The sequence below is a fragment of the Streptomyces griseoviridis genome (assembly GCF_005222485.1).
GTDB classification, from domain to species: Bacteria; Actinomycetota; Actinomycetes; order Streptomycetales; family Streptomycetaceae; genus Streptomyces; species Streptomyces hintoniae.
The window spans coordinates 4413395-4434578 of the sequence record NZ_CP029078.1 but is presented as its reverse complement, the minus strand read 5'-3'; the positions used below and the strand labels follow the sequence as shown (position 1 = coordinate 4434578).

The 21184-nt window shown below is 71.9% G+C and carries 19 protein-coding genes and 3 tRNA genes; 11 read left to right on the top strand and 11 right to left on the bottom strand.

Annotation, left to right across the window (positions count from 1 at the left end):
- The first annotated feature begins 80 nt into the window (after positions 1-80).
- Positions 81-1721, top strand: coding sequence for a N,N-dimethylformamidase beta subunit family domain-containing protein (locus DDJ31_RS18845; RefSeq protein ID WP_240678153.1), 1641 nt, complete (start codon positions 81-83; stop codon positions 1719-1721).
- 135 nt (positions 1722-1856) lie between these two features.
- Positions 1857-2756 (top strand): phosphoribosylaminoimidazolesuccinocarboxamide synthase, encoded by a 900-nt coding sequence (locus tag DDJ31_RS18840; RefSeq protein WP_127179131.1) that lies wholly within the window; start codon positions 1857-1859, stop codon positions 2754-2756.
- 184 nt (positions 2757-2940) lie between these two features.
- On the opposite strand, the gene DDJ31_RS18835 is transcribed toward DDJ31_RS18840, so the two are convergent.
- From DDJ31_RS18835 to DDJ31_RS18800, 8 genes are all read right to left on the bottom strand, one after another.
- A tRNA-Gly gene (locus DDJ31_RS18835) sits at positions 2941-3013 on the bottom strand.
- Between the two features lie 23 nt (positions 3014-3036).
- Complete coding sequence (locus DDJ31_RS18830; protein ID WP_127182713.1) at positions 3037-3639, bottom strand: response regulator transcription factor; 603 nt, start codon at positions 3637-3639, stop codon at positions 3037-3039.
- Positions 3640-3641: 2 nt separating this feature from the next.
- Positions 3642-4856, bottom strand: a complete 1215-nt coding sequence (locus DDJ31_RS18825; protein ID WP_127182714.1) for a sensor histidine kinase — start codon at positions 4854-4856, stop codon at positions 3642-3644.
- Between the two features lie 212 nt (positions 4857-5068).
- The gene (locus DDJ31_RS18820; protein ID WP_127179132.1) at positions 5069-5944 is read right to left on the bottom strand and encodes an ABC transporter permease; all 876 of its coding nucleotides are present in this window, start codon (positions 5942-5944) and stop codon (positions 5069-5071) included.
- Positions 5941-6930, bottom strand: a complete 990-nt coding sequence (locus DDJ31_RS18815) for an ABC transporter ATP-binding protein (RefSeq protein WP_127179133.1) — start codon at positions 6928-6930, stop codon at positions 5941-5943. The genes DDJ31_RS18820 and DDJ31_RS18815 overlap by 4 nt, the downstream gene beginning before the upstream one ends.
- A 202-nt stretch (positions 6931-7132) precedes the next feature.
- Positions 7133-7205: transfer RNA gene (locus DDJ31_RS18810), tRNA-Gly, on the bottom strand.
- Between the two features lie 81 nt (positions 7206-7286).
- Positions 7287-7358 (bottom strand) — tRNA-Gly (locus tag DDJ31_RS18805).
- Positions 7359-7494: 136 nt separating this feature from the next.
- A complete protein-coding gene (locus tag DDJ31_RS18800; protein WP_127179134.1) occupies positions 7495-7812 on the bottom strand; it encodes a histone-like nucleoid-structuring protein Lsr2 in 318 nt (105 codons plus the stop codon).
- Between the two features lie 280 nt (positions 7813-8092).
- Here DDJ31_RS18800 and purS point away from each other — a divergent pair, with 280 nt between their 5' ends.
- The 3 genes from purS to purL are packed head-to-tail and all read left to right on the top strand — an operon-like array spanning position 8093 to position 11297.
- Positions 8093-8365: a phosphoribosylformylglycinamidine synthase subunit PurS gene (gene purS / locus DDJ31_RS18795; protein ID WP_067056252.1), complete on the top strand. Its 273-nt coding sequence runs from the start codon at positions 8093-8095 to the stop codon at positions 8363-8365.
- The gene (gene purQ / locus DDJ31_RS18790) at positions 8362-9042 is read left to right on the top strand and encodes a phosphoribosylformylglycinamidine synthase subunit PurQ (protein ID WP_127179135.1); all 681 of its coding nucleotides are present in this window, start codon (positions 8362-8364) and stop codon (positions 9040-9042) included. The genes purS and purQ overlap by 4 nt, the downstream gene beginning before the upstream one ends.
- Positions 9039-11297 (top strand): phosphoribosylformylglycinamidine synthase subunit PurL, encoded by a 2259-nt coding sequence (gene purL / locus DDJ31_RS18785; RefSeq protein ID WP_127179136.1) that lies wholly within the window; start codon positions 9039-9041, stop codon positions 11295-11297. The genes purQ and purL overlap by 4 nt, the downstream gene beginning before the upstream one ends.
- Before the next feature lie 47 nt (positions 11298-11344).
- On the opposite strand, the gene DDJ31_RS18780 is transcribed toward purL, so the two are convergent.
- The gene (locus DDJ31_RS18780) at positions 11345-12823 is read right to left on the bottom strand and encodes an MFS transporter (protein WP_127179137.1); all 1479 of its coding nucleotides are present in this window, start codon (positions 12821-12823) and stop codon (positions 11345-11347) included.
- Between the two features lie 97 nt (positions 12824-12920).
- Between DDJ31_RS18780 and DDJ31_RS18775 the strand changes: the two genes are divergently transcribed.
- Genes DDJ31_RS18775 through purM form a run of 5 tightly spaced genes read left to right on the top strand, consistent with a single transcriptional unit; the run spans position 12921 to position 17970 of the window.
- A complete protein-coding gene (locus DDJ31_RS18775) occupies positions 12921-13565 on the top strand; it encodes a TetR/AcrR family transcriptional regulator (RefSeq protein ID WP_127179138.1) in 645 nt (214 codons plus the stop codon).
- A gap of 47 nt (positions 13566-13612) precedes the next feature.
- Complete coding sequence (locus tag DDJ31_RS18770) at positions 13613-14419, top strand: maleylpyruvate isomerase family mycothiol-dependent enzyme (protein ID WP_127179139.1); 807 nt, start codon at positions 13613-13615, stop codon at positions 14417-14419.
- Between the two features lie 45 nt (positions 14420-14464).
- Positions 14465-15262, top strand: a complete 798-nt coding sequence (locus DDJ31_RS18765) for an META domain-containing protein (RefSeq protein ID WP_127179140.1) — start codon at positions 14465-14467, stop codon at positions 15260-15262.
- 53 nt (positions 15263-15315) lie between these two features.
- Positions 15316-16845: an amidophosphoribosyltransferase gene (gene purF, locus DDJ31_RS18760; protein WP_127179141.1), complete on the top strand. Its 1530-nt coding sequence runs from the start codon at positions 15316-15318 to the stop codon at positions 16843-16845.
- Positions 16846-16878: 33 nt separating this feature from the next.
- Positions 16879-17970, top strand: coding sequence for a phosphoribosylformylglycinamidine cyclo-ligase (gene purM / locus DDJ31_RS18755; RefSeq protein WP_127179142.1), 1092 nt, complete (start codon positions 16879-16881; stop codon positions 17968-17970).
- A gap of 100 nt (positions 17971-18070) precedes the next feature.
- On the opposite strand, the gene DDJ31_RS18750 is transcribed toward purM, so the two are convergent.
- Entirely contained in the window at positions 18071-18334 is a 264-nt protein-coding gene (locus DDJ31_RS18750) for a DUF3073 domain-containing protein (RefSeq protein ID WP_127179143.1), read from the bottom strand.
- A gap of 306 nt (positions 18335-18640) precedes the next feature.
- The gene (locus DDJ31_RS18745) at positions 18641-19738 is read right to left on the bottom strand and encodes a Leu/Phe/Val dehydrogenase (RefSeq protein ID WP_127179144.1); all 1098 of its coding nucleotides are present in this window, start codon (positions 19736-19738) and stop codon (positions 18641-18643) included.
- A 220-nt stretch (positions 19739-19958) separates the two neighbouring features.
- Here DDJ31_RS18745 and DDJ31_RS18740 point away from each other — a divergent pair, with 220 nt between their 5' ends.
- Positions 19959-20801 carry a hypothetical protein gene (locus DDJ31_RS18740; protein ID WP_127179145.1) on the top strand — a complete coding sequence of 281 codons (843 nt, stop codon included), beginning with the start codon at positions 19959-19961 and terminating at the stop codon, positions 20799-20801.
- The last annotated feature ends 383 nt before the right edge of the window (positions 20802-21184 follow it).

The following is a 21184-nucleotide window of genomic DNA, read 5'->3' as shown; positions in this document are numbered from 1 at the left end:
GTGATGTGCTGGGACCGGCCACACGACAGGCCACACGTACCAGGCACGGGACAACGGGGGCATGAGGGAGGGGATCCACCATGTCGTCGGAGTCGTCGGAGTCGTCGGAGTCGTCGGAGTCGTCGAAATCGGCGGAGTCGTCGGCGCACGTGCGCCGCTGGGAGTCCGGGGCGCTCGCACACGCCGTCAACGACCCCTTCGGCCAGGGCCCGGTCCCCTGGCTCCGCGGCGGCGAGACCTACTTCGGCGACACCGGCCGCGTCGTCGCCTGGTACGTGGACGCCGCCGACCAGCGGTCCACGGCCCCCGGCGACGGGAACTCCCGCGCCCCAGGCCACCGCCCCGGCGAGCACCACCTCCGCACCACCGGCCCGCGCCCCGGCGCTCCCTCCCGCGCCCCCGGCCCGCGGGCCGGCGAGAAGGCCCGCTTCCCGGGGCCCCGGGCCGCCGACGACGTGGGCCGGCAGATCAAGGGCTTCATCTCCACCAGCGTGATCACCCCGGGCGAGGCCGTCGACTTCCACATCACGGTCGACCCGCCCCAGGAGTTCGCCGTCGACATCTACCGCATCGGCCACTACGGCGGCGACGGCGCCGCGAAGATCACCACCAGCCCGCGGCTCTCCGGCATCGTCCAGCCCGCGCCGCTCACCGCGGACCGCACCGTCTCCTGCCACCACTGGTGGCTGTCCTGGCGGTTGCAGATCCCGTCGTACTGGAGCATCGGCGCCTATGTCGCCGTCCTCACCACCGTCGACGGCTACCGCTCCCACATCCCGTTCACGGTCCGCGACCAGCACCCGGCCGATCTGCTGCTGGTGCTGCCTGACGTGACCTGGCAGGCGTACAACCTGTACCCGGAGGACGGCCGTACCGGCGCCAGCTTCTACCACGCCTGGGACGAGCGGGGCCGGCTGCTCGGCGAGGCGGACGCGGCGACGACCGTCTCCTTCGACCGCCCCTACGCGGGCGCGGGGCTGCCGCTGCACGTCGGCCACGCCTACGACTTCATCCGCTGGGCCGAGCGGTACGGCTACGACCTCGCCTACGCCGACGCCCGCGATCTGCACGCGGGCCATGTCGACCCCACCCGCTACCGGGGACTGGTCTTCCCCGGCCACGACGAGTACTGGTCGGCCGCCATGCGTCGCACCGTGGAGCAGGCCCGCGACCACGGCACCTCCCTGGTCTTCCTCTCCGCCAACACCCTCTACTGGCAGGTGGAGTTGGGTCCTTCGCCGTCCGGCGCCCCGGAGCGGCTGCTGACCTGCCGCAAACGCCGGGGCCCCGGCAGGCCCGTGCTGTGGCGCGAGATCGACCGCCCCGAGCAGCAGGTGATGGGCATCCAGTACGCGGGCCGGGTGCCCGAGCCGAGCCCGCTGATCGTCCGCAACGCCGACCACTGGCTGTGGGAGGCGACCGGCGCGCACGAGGGCGACCCGATCGAGGGACTGGTCGCGGGCGAGGCCGACCGCTACTTCCCGCGCACCGCGCTGCCCGAGCACGACGACCGCATGCTGCTCGCGCACTCCCCGTACACCGACACGGACGGCGTCCTGCGCCACCAGGAGACGTCCCTGTACCGGGCCCCGTCCGGCGCGCTCGTCTTCGCGTCGGGCACCTTCGCCTGGACGCCGTTCCTCGACCGCCCCGGCCATGTGGACGCCCGTGTGCAGCGCGCCACCGCCAACCTGCTGGACCGTATCTGCAAACGCGACTGACCGCCGGGGCCCGCCACCGCCGCCTCGCGACGGCTCCCAGGGCCGGCCACCGGCCCGCCGCGGCCCACCCCACGCCCCTCGCCCACCCCGGGTACGGGAGAATCGAGCCAGTTGGACAGAACCACAGGAGGCAACGTGTCCGGATTCGTCGAAAAGCCCGAGCCGCTCCAGGTTCCGGGCCTGGTGCACCTGCACACCGGCAAGGTGCGCGAGCTGTACCGCAACGACGCCGGTGACCTCGTGATGGTCGCCAGTGACCGCATGTCCGCCTACGACTGGGTGCTGCCCACCGAGATCCCCGACAAGGGCCGGGTGCTGACGCGGCTGTCGCTGTGGTGGTTCGACCAGCTCGCCGACCTGGTCCCGAACCACGTCCTGAGCACCGAGCTGCCGCCGGGCGCCCCCGCCGACTGGGCCGGTAGGACCCTGGTGTGCAAGTCCCTGGAGATGGTCCCGGTCGAGTGCGTGGCCCGCGGCTACCTCACCGGCTCGGGCCTCGTCGAGTACGACGCCTCCCGCACCGTCTGCGGTCTCGCCCTGCCCGAGGGCCTGGTCGACGGCTCGGAGCTGCCCGCCCCGATCTTCACCCCGGCGACCAAGGCCGCCGTCGGCGAGCACGACGAGAACGTGTCGTACGAGGAGGTCGCCCGCCAGGTCGGCGCCGACACCGCGGCCGAGCTGCGGCAGACGACCCTGGCCGTCTACGCGCGGGCCCGCGACATCGCGAGGGAGCGCGGGATCATCCTCGCGGACACCAAGTTCGAGTTCGGCTTCGACGGCGACACGCTGGTCGTCGCCGACGAGGTCCTCACCCCGGACTCGTCCCGGTTCTGGCCGGCCGACCGGTGGCAGCCGGGGCGCGCGCAGCCGTCGTACGACAAGCAGTTCGTGCGGGACTGGCTGACCTCGCCCGCCTCCGGCTGGGACCGCACCGGCGAGCGCCCGCCGCCCGCGCTGCCGCAGCAGGTCGTCGACGCGACGCGCGCCAAGTACCTGGAGGCGTACGAACTCCTGACCGGCCTGAGCTGGTCGTAGCGACACCCGGGGCCGACGCCGACCGGCGCCGGCCCCGCCGCGGCAGAGAGGGCGTCCGCAACGGCGACCCTCGCGGCAGAGAAGGCGTCCGCAGACGGAGCCCCCGCGGCAGAGAAGGCTCATGCCGCCCAGAAGGCTCCCGCAACGCAGAAGGCCCCCGGTCTCCCGGGGGCCTTCTGTACGGAGCGGACGACGAGATTCGAACTCGCGACCTCAACCTTGGCAAGGTTGCGCTCTACCAACTGAGCTACGTCCGCACTGCGCCGTGGCGCGAGAGCAACTATACCCAACCTCGCTCCCGCGCGAGCCGCACCGCCGTGTGCCGGTTCTCCGCGCCCAGTTTGGTGGCGGCGGACGACAGGTAGTTGCGCACGGTCCCCTGGGACAGCGCGGCCCGCTCGGCGATCTCCGCCACGGGTGCGCCGTCGGCGGCGAGTTCCAGCACCTCGGCCTCCCGCGCGGTCAGCGGCGAGTCGCCGGAGGCGATCGCGTCGGCGGCCAACTCCGGGTCGACGTACCGGTTTCCGGCGTGCACCGTGCGGATGATCTCGGCGAGCCGCTGGGCGCTCACCGTCTTCGGGACGAATCCCCGCACACCGGCGGCGAGGGCCCGTTTCAGATGTCCCGGGCGGCCGTGGCTGGTGACGATGAGGACCCGGCAGCCGGGCAGTTCGCCGCGCAGGGATGTGGCGACCTTCACACCGTCCGCGCCGGGCATCTGGAGATCGAGGACCGCGACGTCCGGTTCGTGGGCCCGCGCCATGGCCAGGGCCTCGGGCCCCGACGCGGCCTCGGCGACCACGACGAGGTCGTCCTCGAGGCCCAGCAGCGCGGCCAGCGCGCCCCGGATCAGATGCTCGTCGTCGGCGAGCAGCACCCGCACACTCACGCCGGTACCTCCTGTACGGCCAGCGGGACCTCGGCGACCAGCCGGAACAGGTCGCCGTCCGCGGGGCCCGCCTCCAGGGTGCCGCCCACCTCGGCCAGCCGCTCGCGCAGCCCGGCGAGCCCGGAGCCGCCGCTGCCGCGCACGTCACCGGCGCCGTCGTTCTCCACCGTCAACACCACTCGACCCTCCCTGGTCTCCAGACGGACCGCGCACCGTCCGGCGTTGCCGTGCCGCAGCACGTTCGTGGTGGCCTCCCTGACCACCCAGCCGAGCGCCGACTGCACCTGGTCGGGCAGCCCTGACGGCTCGCCCCGCACCTCGCAGGTGATCCCGGCCGCCGCCAACACCCCGCGCGCACCGGCGAGTTCGACCCCGAGGTCGGCCTCGCGGTAGCCCCGAACGACGTCCCTGACCTCCCGTTGCGTCTCGCGCGCGATCCGCTGCACCTCGACCATCTGCTCCACGGCCTCGGGCCGCCCGCGCCGGGCGAGCTGGACGGCGAGTTCGCTCTTGAGGGCGACGACGGCGAGGTTGCGGCCCATCACGTCGTGCAGGTCGCGCCCGAACCGCAGCCGCTCCTCGGCGACGGCGAGCCTGGCCCGGGTCTCGCGGGCCTCGTCGAGGGCGTAGACCGCGTCGAGCAGCCAGATGGAGAAGAAGGCGGTGAAGGCGATGAAGCCGCCGCCGACCAGCACGCCGCCCCCGGTGATCAGCGCCGCGAACCACGGCACCCCGAGGGCGAAGGCGAGCGCGCAGGAGGTGAGGCCGTACCCGGCCACCAGGGCGGCGATCCGGCGCCCTCCGCGCATGCCGAGGGCGGAGATCCCGGCGCCGACGACCACGACGATCCCGAAGACCATGCCGGTGGCGCTCGCGAGGCGGTCGCTGTCCGGCTCCGAGCGGGCGACGAGGAGCGCGGTGAGCCCGGCGGCCGCGGTGACGGCGGCCAGCGTCCACAGCAGCCGCACGGGCTGCGGGCGCCTGCCCCGGGTCCAGTCGAGGCCCTGTGACACCGTGACCATGGACACCGTCGCGTGCACCGCCGTCAGCCCCAGCAGCAGGGTACCGAGGGCCGCTCCGAGCGCGCCGAAGGCCGGCAGGCCGATGCTCGGGACCTCCACCGCGGCGAGGAAGTGGAACGACCACCGGGTGTACGTCTCGAACTTCGCGGGCGTGCTCTTGCGGTGCCACCAGCCCCCAGGACCGCGCATCATCCCCGTCGCTCCCGTTCCCGTTCCCGTCACCGTGTCCGCTCCCACCGCGGCCCCTGTCGTCGCTGTCGCCGCTGTCGCCGCTGTCGCCGTCGTCGCCGCACCCGTCGTCCCGGCCGTCATCGGTCTCCTCGCCGTCACCGGTGTCCCGGCCGGCACCGGTCTCCGTTCCGGGGCGCGGACGACGGCCGGGGCGCGGACCTGTGCCCGGCTCAGCGCCTCGGCTCCCAGCGGAACCACCGCTGTACAGCAAACACGGCCAGCGCGGTCCAGGCCAGCGCGATCACCAGGGTGACCAGCGTCTCCTGGCCGCTCAGCCGGCCGGTCCAGCCGCCCTGCACCAGCCGGACGGCGGGGGAGAGCGGCAGGAACCGGCAGATGTCGGCGAGCCGGTCGGGCAGCGTCTCCAGCGGCACGGCCATCCCGGAGCCGAGCATCGAGAGGAACATCAGCGGCAACGCGGTGACCTGGGCGCTCTCCACGGTCCTGGTGATGCCGGCGGTGACCGCCGCGAGCGCCGCGCTCAGCACGAGCCCGAGCACCACCCCCAGCACCGCGAGCAACGGCTCCTCGGGCGCCCCGGTCCCCAGGAGCAGCCCGCAGCCGACGGCGACGATCACGCACTGCGCGAGGCCGACGCACAGGGAGGGCAGCGCGGTGCCGATCAGGATCTCGGTGTCGCCGATCTCCCCGGTGCGCAGCCGCTTGAGGACGAGTTCCTCGCGGCGCGAGACATAGGCGCTGACCAGGGAGGTGTAGACGGCGAAGAGGAAGGCGAAGCCGATCGCGGCGGTCAGCAGGACCGTGCCGACGCTGAGCCCCTGGCCCTTGAGGTCGAGCTGGTCGAGGGCGGGCCGGACGCTGAACGGCAGCGCCAGCGGCACCAGCAGCGCGGTGAAGACGGCGGTGCGGTTGCGCCCGAGCAGGGTCAGTTCGGCGCGGGCCAGGGCGCGCAGCCTGCGGCCCGGGGTGGCCCGTCCTGCGGGCGGCACGGTGGCGTGCGCGGCGCCGCGAGCGGTGCGGCCCGCGCCGGTGGTCGCGGTGCTGTCCGTGCCGCTGTTCGCGGCGTCGTCCATGACGTCGTTCATGCGAGGGCCTCCGGCTTCGCGTCCTGGGCGGCCGGGTTCTGCCGCGCTCCGGCCTGCTGCTGGGCGATCCCGAGGAACGCTTCCTCGAGGGACGCGGACCGCACGTCGAGTCCGCGCAGTTCGACCCGGGCGCCTTCGGCCCAGGTCAGCAGTCCGGTGGCGGCCCGTTGCAGTTCCCGGGTGCGCAGCCGGACGACGTTCCCGTCGAGCTCGTGCCCCGAGACGCCGAGCGCGCCGAGCGGCGGCAGGTCGCCGAGGTGGTAGCCGTCGGGCAGTCGGAAGGAGATGCGGGCGGGCTGGGCGGCGGTGACCTCGGCGGGGGTTCCGGTGACGGCGATCCGTCCCTCCCGCATGATCGCGAGCCGGTCGGCGAGGTTCTCGGCCTCCTCCAGGTAGTGCGTGGTCAGCAGCACCGTGGTGCCGGTGGCGCGCAGTTGGCGCACCAACTCCCAGGTGGCGCGGCGCCCTTCGGCGTCGAGTCCGGTCGTCGGCTCGTCGAGGAACAGCACCTCGGGGTCGCCGAGCAGGGCGAGCGCGAGGTCGAGGCGGCGCCGTTCGCCGCCGGAGAGCTGCTTGACCCGGACGTCGCCGCGCCCGCCGAGCCCGACCTGGTCGAGGACCTCGGCCTCGGGCCGCGCCCCGCTCACGCAGCCCGCCCACATCCTGGCGGTCTCGGTGACGGTCAGTTCGGAGGGGAAGCCGCCCTCCTGGAGCATGACGCCGGTGCGCGGGCGGACGGCACCGCGTTCGGTGTACGGGTCGTGGCCGAGCACCCGCACCCGGCCCGAGCTGGCCGGGGCGAGTCCTTCGAGTACTTCGACGGTGGAGGTCTTGCCCGCGCCGTTGGTGCCGAGCAGCGCGAAGACCTCACCGCGGCCGACCTGGAAGCCGATTCCGCGTACGGCCTCGAACCCGCCCCCGTAGACGCGGTGGAGGTCGGTGACCTCAATCACGTGTTCGTGTTCGTGGATGTCGTGGGTTGCCATGTCCTCAGCGTTCCGCCGGACGGGTCCCGTCGGCAGTGCGCGGTGTCATCGCCCGCCATGACAAATGTCAGAAGAACAGCGGGGAGGCCGGAAGGAAGCCGGAAGCCGGAAGACGGCAAGCTGAACACGGAAGGCGGAAGCCGAACGGTGTCGTCGGGACAACGCGAAGACCCCGGTCCGATGGACCGGGGTCTTCGTCACGAGCGGACGACGAGGCTCGAACTCGCGACCTCAACCTTGGCAAGGTTGCGCTCTACCAACTGAGCTACGTCCGCATTGCTTCCGACCGGCTCCCACCGATCGGCGCGGGCACCAGCGTACCTGAGCCAGAGGACTGGTCAGGACCGGCGGTGCAGAGCGGGTGACAGGAATTGCACACTGCGCCTTCCCCCTGGAAGGGGGATGTTCTACTACTGAACTACACCCGCATGTACTCCTCGGACCGGGCCTTTCGGCCTCGCCCCTCGGCGTGCTCCAGACTCTAGCCGACCCAGAGGGGTGCAACGCAAGTCGGTTCTCCCGAGGGGCCGATGACCGGTCGTCGGCCCCTCGGCGGCCCGCCGTTCACTGGGCCGCGCTGAAAGCCTCGTACACCTTCTTGGGGATGCGCCCGCGGGCCGGTACGTCCATCTTGTTGGCCTGGGCCCAGGCGCGGACGGCGGCGGGGTCGGGGGCGACCTCCGTCTGCCGGTAGGTCTTGCCGGAGCGCGACCGCTTGCGGCCGGCTTCCACGTACGGCGCCAGCGCCTTACGCAGTTTCCTGGCATTGGTTTGATTCAGGTCGATCTCGTACGACTTGCCGTCGAGTCCGAAGGCGATCGTTTCCGCCGCTTCCGAGCCGTCGATGTCGTCAGAGAGCGTGACCACGACCTTCTGCGCCACGAATATCGGTCCCTCCGTACGGCACGTTGCCAAATTCATTTGTACAGTGCCTTGCATTGCAATGTGAAGCTCGACTAAATCCTCCCGCGTGTCCGAGCGCAATAGGTATCGGGTGTCGATCTCGGATCTTTCCCGGAACTTTTCGACCACGGACACCCTTCCACGCGTCCGTGACGGCCGTCACGTAGCTTCCTCCAACGCTACCCGCGTAGAAATTTTGTGCGGGTAGTCTGAAGTCACTTGTAGGAACCTGCTCAGCACCACAACACCGGGAGTGCCAGTGGCACGCGTCGTAGTCGACGTCATGCTCAAGCCGGAGATCCTCGACCCCCAGGGCCAGGCGGTGCAGCGCGCACTGCCGCGGCTGGGTTTCGAAGGCATCTCCGATGTACGTCAGGGAAAGCGATTCGAACTGGAAGTTGACGGGCCGGTCGACGAGGCCGCGCTCGCCCGCATCCACGATCTTGCGGAATCCTTCCTCGCCAACACGGTGATCGAGGACTTCACCGTCAAGGTCGAAGAGGCGGCGGAAGTCGCGGAGGCCGCCAAGTGACCGCTCGTATTGGCGTCGTCACTTTCCCCGGCAGTCTCGACGACCGGGACACCCAGCGGGCGATCCGTCTCGCGGGCGCCGAACCGGTCGCCCTGTGGCACAAGGACAAGGACCTCCACCAGGTCGACGCCGTGGTGCTGCCCGGCGGGTTCTCCTACGGCGACTATCTGCGGGCCGGCGCCATCTCGCGTTTCTCACCGGTGATGGAGACCGTCATCGAGCAGGCGAGGGCCGGGCTGCCGGTGCTCGGCATCTGCAACGGCTTCCAGGTCCTCACCGAGGCCCACCTGCTGCCGGGCGCCATGCTCGGCAACAACCACCTGCACTTCATCTGCCGCGACCAGAAGCTGCGGGTGGAGAACGCGGACACCGCCTGGACCGGCGACTACGAGGCCGGCCAGGAGATCCACATCCCGCTGAAGAACATGGACGGCCGGTACGTCGCCGACGAGCGCACGCTCGACGAGCTGGAGGCCGAGGGGCGGGTCGTCTTCCGCTACCTCGGGATGAACCCCAACGGCTCGCTGCGCGACATCGCGGGCATCACCAACGCGGCCGGCAACGTCGTCGGTCTCATGCCGCACCCCGAGCACGCCGTCGAGTCGCTGATCGGTACCGGTCGTACCGACGGCCTGCCGTTCTTCACCTCGATCCTCAAGAAGCTGGTCAACGCATGAGCCGGACGCCTCTGGACACGGTCGAGCACGCGGCCGAAACCCCTGACGTCGCGCTGCCCTGGGCCGAACTCGGCCTGAAGAAGGACGAGTACGAGCGGGTCGTGGAGATCCTCGGCCGCCGCCCGACCGGCGCCGAGCTGGCCATGTACTCGGTGATGTGGTCCGAGCACTGCTCGTACAAGTCCTCCAAGGTCCATCTGCGCCAGTTCGGCGAGAAGGCCCCGCACTCCGACGCGCTCCTCGTCGGCATCGGCGAGAACGCCGGTGTGGTGGACGTCGGCCAGGGCTACGCGGTCACCTTCAAGGTCGAGTCGCACAACCACCCGTCCTACGTCGAGCCCTACCAGGGCGCGGCCACCGGCGTCGGCGGCATCGTGCGGGACATCATCGCGATGGGCGCCCGCCCGGTCGCGGTCGTCGACCCGCTGCGGTTCGGCGCCGCCGACCACCCCGACACCAAGCGGGTGCTGCCCGGCGTGGTCGCGGGCATCGGCGGCTACGGCAACTGCCTGGGCCTGCCCAACATCGGCGGCGAGGTCGTCTTCGACGCCTGCTACCAGGGCAACCCGCTGGTCAACGCCGGCGCCATCGGTGTGATGCGGCACGAGGACATCCACCTCGCGAAGGCGTCGGGCGCAGGCAACAAGGTCATCCTGTACGGGGCGAGGACCGGCGGCGACGGCATCGGCGGCGCCTCCATCCTCGCCTCCGAGACCTTCGACGACGCCAAGCCGTCCAAGCGCCCGGCCGTGCAGGTCGGCGACCCGTTCCAGGAGAAGCTCCTCATCGAGTGCACCCTGGAGGCGTTCGCCGAGAAGCTGGTCGTCGGCATCCAGGACCTCGGCGCGGCCGGACTCTCCTGCGCCACCAGCGAGTTGGCGTCCAACGGCTCCGGCGGCATGCGGGTCGTCCTGGACGACGTCCCGCTGCGCGACTCCACGCTCTCGCCCGAGGAGATCCTCATGAGCGAGTCGCAGGAGAGGATGTGCGCGGTCGTCGAGCCGGAGAAGGTCGACCGGTTCCTCGCGATCTGCGAGAAGTGGGACGTCATCGCCACGGTCATCGGCGAGGTCACCGACGGCGACCGGCTGGAGATCTTCTGGTACGGCGGCAAGATCGTCGACGTCGACCCGCGCACGGTCGCCCACGACGGCCCGGTATACGAGCGCCCCTACGCCCGCCCCGACTGGCAGGACGCGCTCCAGGCCGACACCGCCGCCACGCTGGCCAGGCCCGCCGACGGCGCCGAACTGCGGGCGCAGGTCCTCCAGTTGGTCGGTTCGCCGAACCAGGCGTCCAAGTCCTGGATCACCTCGCAGTACGACCACTTCGTGCAGGGCAACACGGTGCTCGCCCAGCCCGAGGACTCCGGGATGATCCGGATCGACGAGGAGAGCGGCCTCGGCGTCGCCATCGCCACCGACGGCAACGGGCGGTTCGCGAAGCTCGACCCGTACACCGGCGCCCAGTTGGCGCTGGCGGAGGCCTACCGCAACGTGGCGACGACCGGCGCCAAGCCGCTCGCCGTCTCCGACTGCCTCAACTTCGGCTCCCCCGAGGACCCCGCGGTGATGTGGCAGTTCGCGGAGGCCGTGCGCGGACTCGCCGACGGCTGCCTCCAGTTGGGCACCCCGGTGACCGGCGGCAACGTCTCCCTCTACAACCAGACCGGCGAGGTCGCCATCCACCCGACGCCGGTCGTCGCGGTGCTCGGCGTCATCGACGACGTGGCCCGGCGCACCCCGGTCGCCTTCCAGGAGGACGGGCAGCTGCTCTACCTCCTCGGCGACACCCGCGAGGAGTTCGACGGCTCCGCCTGGTCGCAGGTGGTCCACGAGCACCTCGGCGGACTGCCCCCGAAGGTCGACCTGGAGCGGGAGCGGCTGCTCGGCGAGATCCTGATCTCGGCCTCCCGCGACGGCATGGTCGACGCGGCGCACGACCTCTCCGACGGCGGTCTGATCCAGGCGGTCGTGGAGTCGGCGCTGCTCGGCGGCAAGGGCGCCCGGCTGATCGTCCCGGACGGTCTCGACGCGTTCACGCTGCTGTTCTCGGAGTCGGCGGGCCGCGCGCTCGTCGCCGTACCGCGCTCGGAGGAGCTGCGGTTCACCGACATGTGCGGCGCGCGGGGTCTGCCCGCGACCCGCGTCGGTGTCGTGGACGGCACGTCGGTCGAGCTGCAGGGCGAGTTCGAGCTGCCGCTCGACGAGCTGCGCGCGGCGCACGAGGGCACCATCCCGGCGCTGCTCGCCTGACCCGCACCGCTGACGAGGGCCCCGCCGGTCGACCGGCGGGGCCCTCGTCACGCGGCGACCCGGTCGCCGTCCTGTGCGGGAGCGCGCTCCGGTGTCCTGGGCAGCCGCAGCGCCAGCACGGTGGCCAGCGCCATCAGCGCGGCGCCGCTCCAGAACACCACGCCCGTCGCGTCGACGAAGGCCCGCAGGCCGCTCGCGCGGGCGGCGCCGGTCAGCCCGGCCAGCGCCGTCACGTCGCCGCCCGGCCCCCGGTCGGCGTACAGCCGGGTCAGGACGGTGCCGAACAGGGCGGTGCCCAGGGCGTTGCCGAGGGTCTGGAAGTAGCGCACGGAGGTGGTGGCGACGCCGAGCCGCCCGGCCGGGGCCGCGTTCTGGACGAGCACCACCAGTTGGCCGAGCAGTTGCCCGAACCCGGCCCCGATCAGCAGGAGTTCGGCGCGGATCAGCCAGAGCGAGGTGTCGGGCCCTGTGGTGGCGGCGAGCAGCGCGAAGGCGACGGACGAGGTGGCGGTGCCGGCGATCGCGGAGGTCCTGGCGGTCCAGCCGCGGGCGGCGAGCGGCCCGGTCAGCAGTCCGCCGGCGGCGAGGCCGAACGCCATCGGGACCAGGTAGAGGGCGGCGGCGGAGCTGGCGATGCCGCGCACCACCTGGAGGTAGACGAGCACGTAGTAGATGGCGCCGGTCATCGAGGCGCCGAGGACGGCCTGCACGCCGAAGCCGAGGCGCAGTTCGCGGACGCGGAACAGGGAGAGCGGGAGCACCGGGTCGGGCGCCGAGAGCTGCCGGCGCACGAACAGGGCGAGGGCGAGCGCGGTGGTGGCGATCAGGGCGAGGACGACGGGTGACGACCAGGCGTACCGGCCGCCGCCCCAGTCGGTCACCAGCAGCAGCGAGCTGGAGAAGACGGCGGCGAGCGCGGCGCCCGCCCAGTCGAGCGGGCGCCTGACGTGCCGCTCGGGGAGTCTCAGGGCGACGGCGGAGCCGACCAGGACGGCGAGGCCGACCGGCAGGTTGACGTAGAAGATCCACCGCCAGCTCGCGTGGTCGGCGAGCAGGCCGCCGACCCAGGGTCCGACGGCCATCGCGGCGCCGGAGACGAGCCCGCCCGCGGTGGCGCCCTTGCCGCTGTCCTGGTCGCCGGGGCCGCGGAGGTGGGCGATGACCACCATGGTCACGCTCATCAGTCCGCCGCCGCCGAGTCCCTGCACCGCGCGGGCGGCGATGAGCTGGCCCATGGACTGGGCGGCGCCGCAGAGCGCGGAGCCGGCCAGGAAGACGGCGATGGCGCCGGTGAAGACGCGTTTCGGGCCGACGACGTCGCAGAGCTTGCCGTAGAGCGGCAGCATCGCCGCCGAGGCCAGCGCGTAGGCGCTGACCAGCCAGGGGATCGAGTCGATGCCGTGGCCCGGGTCGAGGTCGCGGGCGATCGGGACGGTGGCCGCGGACACGATCTGGAGGTCGAGGATGGCCAGGACGATCGTCACGAGGCAGACGAGGAGGCCGATTTTCCGCTGAGTCTCGGTCATGAGCGGCACTGTGCCCGATATTTGTGTACCGAGTCAATATTTATTCTCGGTACATGAATGCTCCGGGGGGCCGGACCGGTCTTGGTACGGTGCCGTCATGGCTGACGGGGCGCCGGGGCTGCGCGAACGCAAGAAGGCCGAGACGGCACTGCGGATCCACCGCACCGCCCTCGCCCTGTTCGACGAGCGCGGCTTCGACGAGGTCTCCGTGCAGGAGATCGCGGACGCCGCCGAGGTCTCCAAGATGACCGTCTTCAACTACTACGGCTCCAAGGAGGATCTGATCTTCCGGCCGATGGAGGAGCACTTCCAGGACGCCGTCCGCGCCGTCCGCGACCGGCTCCCCGGCGAGTCCGCGCTGGAGGCGGTGCGCCGCGACTTCCTGGAGATGGTCACGGCCCGCGACCCCTCGATCGGCCTGCACGCCGAACCGTTCGGCCGCCGCATCCGCCGCGTCATGATGACCACCCCCGCGCTCAGGGAACGCGCCTACGCGTCCTCCGAGAAGGGCGCGCGGGAACTCGCCGACCTGCTCACCGGGGAGACCGGCGACGCCGTCCAGGCCCTGATCGCCGCCGCCACCCTCACCGCGGCCCGCAACGCCCTCGTCGAGGAGCACCACCGGCGGATCGACGCGGGCGAGAGCGTCGACACGGTCGCCGCCGACGCCGCCGCCCGCGCCGCGCACGCCTTCGCCCTGGTGGAGCACGGCCTCGGCGACTACGCCCGCCGCCCGGCCTGACCCGGTCCCCCGCCAGGGCCGCCCCGGGCCCGCAATAGGCTCACCCCATGCCCCCGGCCAAGAAGCGCCCCCGCAGCTACGACCCCGCCAGGACCCGTGCCGCCGTCCTCGCCCAGTTCGGGCACGTGCGGGACGCCGTCCGCACCCTGACGCCCGCGCAGTCGGCCGCGCCGACCCGGCTCGGCGACTGGACCGTCGGCGAGGTGGCCGCGCATCTGACGATGGCCGTGGACGCCGTCGGCCGCGGCCTCGCGAGCCCCGAGCCGCCGAAGGCAGGACTGACGCTCCTGGAGTGGCCGTCCGCCACCGCCGGGCGCGCCGACGCCATCGCGGACGACACCCGTCGACTGGCCGCGGCCCACGCGGGACCCGGCGGCCTCGACGCCCTCTACGACGGCGCGGCCCAGCGCCTGACCGACGCGCTCGCCGCCGCCCCCGACCACCGCCTGGTCGCCACCCGCACCGGCGCCCTCTCCCTCGCGGACCTCCTGGTCACCCGCACCGTCGAACTCGTCGTCCACACCGACGACCTGAACGCCGCCGTGCCGGGGCTCGACGTGCCCTACGACCGGCAGGCCCTGGCCGCCTGCACCCGGCTGCTCGCCGACGCCCTCGCCGCGAAGGCGCCCGGAGGCTCCACCGAGGTGCGCGTCCCGCCGTTCGCCGTCGTGCAGTGCGTCGAGGGGCCCCGGCACACCCGCGGCACCCCGCCCAACGTCGTCGAGACCGACCCGCTCACCTGGATCAGGCTCGCCACCGGACGGCTCTCCTGGCGGGACGCGCTCGACGACGCGAAGGTCAGCGCGAGCGGCGAACGGGCCGACCTGGGCGGGCTGCTGCCGCTGCTGGGCTGAACCCGCCCGGCGGAACCGGTACCGGGTCTCTCCCGTCCCATCGTCATGAACACACACCGACTGACCCTGGCGGCCCTCACCGTGCTCCCGCTCGTCGTCGCGTGCGGTGCGCAGAAAGCGGACAGTTCCTCGGTCGGCGCGGGCCCCTCCGTCAAGGGCGTGCACTGGAGCGTCGACAGCCTCACCGCCGACGGCCGGACCAGCGAGGCACCGGCGGGCGCCTACCTCCGCATCGACGACAACGGCAGGACCAGCGGCGACCTCGGCTGCAACACCTTCGGCGGCGAGGCGTCCGTCACCGGCGACCGCGTCTCCTTCGGCCGGCTGGAGTCGACCGGCATGGCCTGCGACGACACCCCGACGGACTTCGAGCGCCGGCTCTCCGCGACCCTCGGCGCGGGCCCGCTCGCCCTGAAGGGCACCGGCGACCGGCTGACCCTCACCACCGACGACGGCGACCGCGTCCACCTCACCAAGGAGCCGGACGCCCCGCTGCGCGGCACCGCCTGGACGGTCACGGCACTGGGTGCCGACGGCACCGCCACCGCCGTCCCCGCGAAAACCGGCGCCCGGCTGACCTTCGACACCAAGGCCGCCAAGGTCAGCGGCAGTCTCGGCTGCAACAAGGTCACCGCCGGCGCCACGGTCCGCGACGGGCATATCACCCTCGGCAGGCCGTCCACCACCCGCATGATGTGCGACACCTCACTCATGAAGACCGAGAAGGCCCTCCTGCGCCTCTTCGACGGCCGGGTCGACTACCGGATCGACCACCGCACCCTCACGCTGACCAGCAAGAACGGCGAAACCGTCGACGCCGTCGCGGCATCGGAGATCCACTAGGCGCGAGTATCCCCAATTCGGACCAGTGGTCGATCTCGCCTACACTCGGTGCCGTGCCACGTGGTGACGGACGACTCAACCACGACCTGCTCCCCGGCGAGAAGGGCCCCCAGGACGCTTGCGGCGTCTTCGGTGTCTGGGCTCCGGGCGAAGAGGTCGCCAAGCTCACGTACTTCGGGCTCTACGCCCTCCAGCATCGGGGCCAGGAATCCGCGGGAATCGCGGTCAGCAACGGCTCCCAGATCCTCGTCTTCAAGGACATGGGCCTGGTCTCCCAGGTCTTCGACGAGACCTCGCTCGGATCGCTCCAGGGTCACATCGCGGTCGGACACGCCCGCTACTCGACCACCGGCGCCTCCGTGTGGGAGAACGCCCAGCCGACGTTCCGTGCCACAGCGCACGGCTCCATCGCGCTCGGCCACAACGGCAACCTCGTCAACACGGCGCAGCTCGCCGAGATGGTCGCCGACCTGCCCAAGCAGGAGGGCGGCCGGACCCCGCGCGTCGCGGCGACCAACGACACCGACCTGCTGACCGCGCTCCTCGCCGCCCAGGCCGACGAGGACGGCAAGCCCCTGACCATCGAGGAGGCCGCGCACGCGGTGCTCCCGAAGGTGCGCGGCGCCTTCAGCCTCGTCTTCATGGACGAGCACACCCTCTACGCGGCCCGCGACCCGCAGGGCATCCGCCCGCTGGTCCTCGGCCGCCTGGAGCGCGGCTGGGTCGTCGCCTCCGAGTCCGCCGCCCTCGACATCTGCGGCGCAAGCTACGTCCGCGAGATCGAGCCGGGCGAGTTCATCGCGATCGACGAGAACGGCCTGCGCAGCTCACGATTCGCGGACGCGAAGCCCAAGGGCTGTGTCTTCGAGTACGTCTACCTGGCCCGCCCCGACACCGACATCGCCGGACGCAACGTCTATCTCTCCCGCGTCGAGATGGGCCGCCGCCTCGCCAAGGAGGCCCCGGTCGAGGCCGACCTGGTGATAGCGACCCCGGAGTCCGGCACGCCGGCCGCGGTCGGCTACGCGGAGGCCTCCGGCATCCCGTTCGGCAACGGCCTCGTCAAGAACGCCTACGTCGGCCGGACCTTCATCCAGCCCTCGCAGACCATCAGGCAGCTCGGCATCCGCCTGAAGCTGAACCCGCTCAAGGAAGTCATCAAGGGCAAGCGCCTGGTCGTCGTCGACGACTCGATCGTGCGCGGCAACACCCAGCGCGCCCTGGTCCGCATGCTCCGCGAGGCGGGCGCCGCCGAGGTCCACATCCGGATCTCCTCGCCGCCGGTCAAGTGGCCGTGCTTCTTCGGCATCGACTTCGCCACCCGCGCCGAGCTGATCGCCAACGGCATGACGATCGAGGAGATCGGCACCTCGCTGGGCGCCGACTCCCTCTCGTACATCTCCATCGACGGCATGATCGAGGCGACCACGATCGCCAAGCCGAACCTCTGCCGCGCCTGCTTCGACGGCGAGTACCCGATGGAGCTCCCGGACCCCGAGCTGCTCGGCAAGCAGCTCCTGGAGACCGAGCTGGCGGCCGGTCCGGCCGGCACGGCAGCGGCCGACGCGATCCGTCGCCCGTAAGCCCCCGCAGGACGACACGAAAGTTCTCACCCCATGTCTGCTGAGTTTGATCAGCGCGCTCCGCTTCCGGGCGCCGGTGCCAGCTACGCGAGCGCGGGCGTCGACATCGAGGCGGGCGACCGCGCCGTCGAGCTGATGAAGGAGTGGGTGAAGAAGACGCAGCGCCCCGAGGTCCTCGGCGGCCTCGGCGGCTTCGCCGGCCTCTTCGACGCCTCCGCCCTCAAGCGCTACGAGCGGCCCCTGCTGGCCTCCGCCACGGACGGCGTCGGCACCAAGGTCGACATCGCCCGCCGGCTCGGCGTGTACGACACCATCGGCCACGACCTGGTCGCCATGGTCATGGACGACATCGTCGTCTGCGGCGCCGAGCCGCTCTTCATGACCGACTACATCTGCGTCGGCAAGGTCCACCCCGAGCGGGTCGCCGCCATCGTCAAGGGCATCGCCGAAGGCTGTGTGCTGGCCGGCTGCGCCCTGGTGGGCGGCGAGACGGCCGAACACCCGGGGCTGCTCGGCGCGGACGACTTCGACGTCGCCGGCGCCGGTACGGGCGTCGTGGAGGCCGACCGGCTGCTCGGCCCCGACCGCATCCGTACGGGGGACGCGGTCATCGCCATGGCCGCCTCCGGGCTTCACTCGAACGGGTACTCGCTGGTCCGGCACGTCCTGCTGGAGCAGGCCGGGCTCGCCCTCGACACGCGGATCGAGGAGTTCGGCCGCACGCTCGGCGAGGAGCTGCTGGAGCCCACCAAGATCTACTCCCTTGACTGCCTGGCGCTCACCAGGACCGCCGAGGTGCACGCCTTCTCGCACATCACGGGCGGCGGCCTCGCCGCCAACCTGGCCCGGGTCGTCCCCGACGAGCTGCACGCCGTCGTGGACCGCTCCACCTGGACGCCTGCCCCGGTCTTCGACCTCGTCGGCAGGACCGGCCAGGTCGAGCGCCTGGAGCTGGAGAAGACCCTCAACATGGGCGTCGGCATGATCGCGATCGTCCCCGAGGAGTCCGCGGACGTCGCCCTCGCGACCCTCGCCGACCGGGGCGTCGAAGCCTGGGTCGCCGGTGAGATCACCGAGCGCGGCACCAGGGCGACCGGCGCCGAGCTGGTTGGCGACTACTCCTGACGGTCAGCACGAAACCCGGTCCGGCGCTGAGGCCCCGGACCGGGTGAGGTGCAGTCGCAAGAACAGCCGGACGGACCGGTGAACTGCTGAGACCGTCGGGTCAAGCACCGCGACGATGTCGCGACGCGGGACCGGACTGGTCTCCGTCGTCGTCGTCATCGTCGTCGTTATAGAGATCCGCGTACTGGGCGTACGGGTCGTCATCGTCTTCGTCGTCGTCCTCGAACGGCTCGCCGTTCGGCGGTTGGCTCGAAGTCGAAGCGCCCAGCTCGTTGGCCAGACGCGACAGGTCAGTCCCGCCGCTGTTGTACTTCAGCTGGCGGGCGACCTTCGTCTGCTTGGCCTTGGCCCGGCCGCGCCCCATGGCTCGACCCCCTCGGTGACGGGGCTCGACGGCCCCAGAGTCTTGACACGCGTTCATGATCTGGAACGGGCTCTCCGCAGAAAGACCGGTCCGTAGGGCATCCACGGTACCTGAGCCCGCGCCCATACGGTACGTCGCCCGCACTTCGGGCCCGACCCCAGGACCCGCGGGGCGCGTCGTCCCCGCTGGTCAACCGCGATTTTAACCACTTCTTGGCGAGCGACCCGCCGACGAACGTGAGAGTTCTCTCCAACTGCCCGCCGGCGGGTACCGCCCGACGCCCGAGAACAGGGGGCGTGACCTGGTTCAGCGTGCGGCGCGCGCCTCGGCGATCCGCTGCTCGGCGATCCTGTCGGCCGCCGCGGCCGGCGGAATCCCGTCTTCCTTCGCACGTGCGAAGATGGCCAGCGTGGTGTCGAAGATCTTCGCGGCCTTCGCCCTGCACCGCTCGAAATCGAACCCGTGCAGCTCGTCGGCGACCTGGATGACCCCGCCCGCGTTCACCACGTAGTCCGGCGCGTAGAGGATCCCGCGGTCGGCGAGGTCCTTCTCGACGCCCGGGTGGGCGAGCTGGTTGTTGGCGGCGCCGCAGACCACCTTGGCGGTCAGCACCGGCACGGAGGCGTCGTCGAGCGCCCCGCCGAGCGCGCACGGCGCGTACACGTCCAGGCCCTCGACGCGGATCAGCGCCTCGGTGTCGGCGACGGCCGTCACGCCCGCCGGGTGCTGCTCCAGGATCCGCTGGACGGCGTCCTCGCGGACATCCGTGACGACGACCTCGGCGCCCTCCGCCAGGAGGTGGGTGACGAGGTGGTGGCCGACCTTGCCGACGCCCGCGACCCCGATCCGCCGGCCGCGCAGCGAGGGGTCGCCCCAGAGGTGCTGGGCGCTGGCCCGCATGCCCTGGTAGACGCCGAACGCGGTGAGCACCGAGGAGTCGCCCGCGCCGCCGTTCTCCGGTGAACGCCCGGTCGTCCAGCGGCACTCGCGGGCGACGACGTCCATGTCGGCGACGTAGGTGCCGACATCGCACGCGGTCACGTAGCGGCCGCCCAGGGAGGCCACGAACCGCCCGTAGGCGAGCAGCAGTTCCTCGGTCTTGTGCTGGTCGGGGTCGCCGATGATGACGGCCTTGCCGCCGCCGTGGTCGAGCCCGGCCATGGCGTTCTTGTACGACATCCCACGGGCGAGGTTCAGCGCGTCGGCGACGGCCGCCGCCTCGCTCGGGTACGGGTAGAAGCGCGTACCGCCGAGGGCGGGGCCCAGGGCGGTGGAGTGAAGGGCGATCACGGCCTTCAGTCCGGTGGCGCGGTCCTGGCAGAGCACGACCTGCTCGTGGCCGCCCTGGTCCGAGTGGAACAGGGTGTGCAGTACGTCAGCAGGTGCGCCGGTTACGTCGGTCACGGTAGTGACTCCTAGTAAATAGCGGCGGGTGGAGACCAGCTCCCGTGCGGGTGGCGGGGCTGTGAGGACGAGATTAGGGCCTGCGGGGCCCCGCCACCGCGCAGTGCTCAGGATCACCCACCACCGGGTTACGGCCGTGCGACGATTTGCATAGATTTCCCGCGCGTTTGTCGGCGGGTCCGGCAGTTTTCCCCGGTGGTGGGCGGGGGAGGGAGCAGGCGTGCCCAAGGTGTCCTCGGTGACCGTCCCGTACGCGGCGTACCTGCGTGTCTACGAGCCGCTGGCCGCCTTCCCCGAGCCGGAGCGCGACCACTGGGCGCGGTACGCGCGCCGCTCCGAACGCCCCTCCTACCAGGACGAGCTGCGCCGCTCGCTGGCCGATCTGCTGCCCACCCCGCCGATCCCGGTGCCGGTGCACGAGAGCGCCGACGCGTTCGTGCTGGAGAGCGACGGCGTGGTGTGCGTCTGCCCGTGGCGGACCCGGCTGCGCGGCTGGCAGGCGCTGGCCGAGCTGCCCGAGGAGCTGCCCGCGCCGGTGCTCGACGCGGTGCTGCCGCCGCTGGTGCGGATGCAGGCCGCGCAGGACTACGAGCGCTGGCTGACCCGCAACCCGGACGCCAGGCCGTGGATCCGCACCGGGACCTGGCAGGTGCCGCTGCACTGGTTCGTGCTGGTGGGCGACGAGGAGCGGCGCTACGACGCGGGGTGCGGCGAGGTGCCGCCGATGCTGCGCTACCGCACGCCGATGGTCCAGGCCAGGCGTCGGGTGGCGCGCGGTCTGCGGACCCTCAAGGACTCCATCGGCGAGGGGCCGATGGTCGAGGGCCTGCTGGACGTGGGGCGCTGGCTGGAGGAGTTCCACCCGCGCTCGCTGGTGGAGCTGGACTACGGCGGTCTCGTGCACATCCTGTCGGCGGGCGAGCTGGAGGACGACCGGTCGGCGGCCGACGTGGCGGCCGGCATCGAGGCGCTGCGGCAGGGCGACGGGGCGGCGGCGGGGCTGGCGTACGCCCGGCTCGCGGAGCGCTGGCGGGCGGTCAGGGACCGGCGCTCGGCGAACTGACGTTTGACGGGACGCCCGTTTTGGGGTTTCGTCCTGCCCCTGGGGTCTCGGGGTTCCACCAGGGGATCCCGGCACGTCGGGACCTACGTCCCGATCCGGGCTTTTGTGTCAAGCGTGACGGACCGCACGTACGCGGCCCTTGCGCCGCTTGCCCCTCCTCATGCCAAAATAGGACAAGGAGTCCGGGGAGGGCTCTATCCGTTCCAGTACGTACCACTGTGGGCGGAATCTCAGCTTTGCTTGCTTTGGGGGGTCTGGTGACTCCTGATCGCCATGTGACTGATCGTCACAGAGGCGTGACTGTCCGCTATGGCATGGTCCATCGGCTTCCGCGGCTGATGACTACCTGGGAGGGCAATTCCATCGGTTTGGCCGACGCGGCT

What these genes read in the sequence shown, in the direction of transcription:
- DDJ31_RS18775 (WP_127179138.1), top strand. Translation starts at nt 12,921, where the DNA reads ATGGCTGACGGGGCGCCGGGGCTGCGCGAACGCAAGAAGGCCGAGACG.
- DDJ31_RS18750 (WP_127179143.1), bottom strand. Translation starts at nt 18,334, where the DNA reads ATGGGGCGCGGCCGGGCCAAGGCCAAGCAGACGAAGGTCGCCCGCCAG.
- DDJ31_RS18815 (WP_127179133.1), bottom strand. Translation starts at nt 6,930, where the DNA reads ATGGCAACCCACGACATCCACGAACACGAACACGTGATTGAGGTCACC.
- DDJ31_RS18820 (WP_127179132.1), bottom strand. Translation starts at nt 5,944, where the DNA reads ATGAACGACGTCATGGACGACGCCGCGAACAGCGGCACGGACAGCACC.
- DDJ31_RS18770 (WP_127179139.1), top strand. Translation starts at nt 13,613, where the DNA reads ATGCCCCCGGCCAAGAAGCGCCCCCGCAGCTACGACCCCGCCAGGACC.
- DDJ31_RS18845 (WP_240678153.1), top strand. Translation starts at nt 81, where the DNA reads ATGTCGTCGGAGTCGTCGGAGTCGTCGGAGTCGTCGGAGTCGTCGAAA.
- DDJ31_RS18825 (WP_127182714.1), bottom strand. Translation starts at nt 4,856, where the DNA reads ATGCGCGGTCCTGGGGGCTGGTGGCACCGCAAGAGCACGCCCGCGAAG.
- purL (WP_127179136.1), top strand. Translation starts at nt 9,039, where the DNA reads ATGAGCCGGACGCCTCTGGACACGGTCGAGCACGCGGCCGAAACCCCT.
- DDJ31_RS18780 (WP_127179137.1), bottom strand. Translation starts at nt 12,823, where the DNA reads ATGACCGAGACTCAGCGGAAAATCGGCCTCCTCGTCTGCCTCGTGACG.
- DDJ31_RS18765 (WP_127179140.1), top strand. Translation starts at nt 14,465, where the DNA reads ATGAACACACACCGACTGACCCTGGCGGCCCTCACCGTGCTCCCGCTC.
- purM (WP_127179142.1), top strand. Translation starts at nt 16,879, where the DNA reads ATGTCTGCTGAGTTTGATCAGCGCGCTCCGCTTCCGGGCGCCGGTGCC.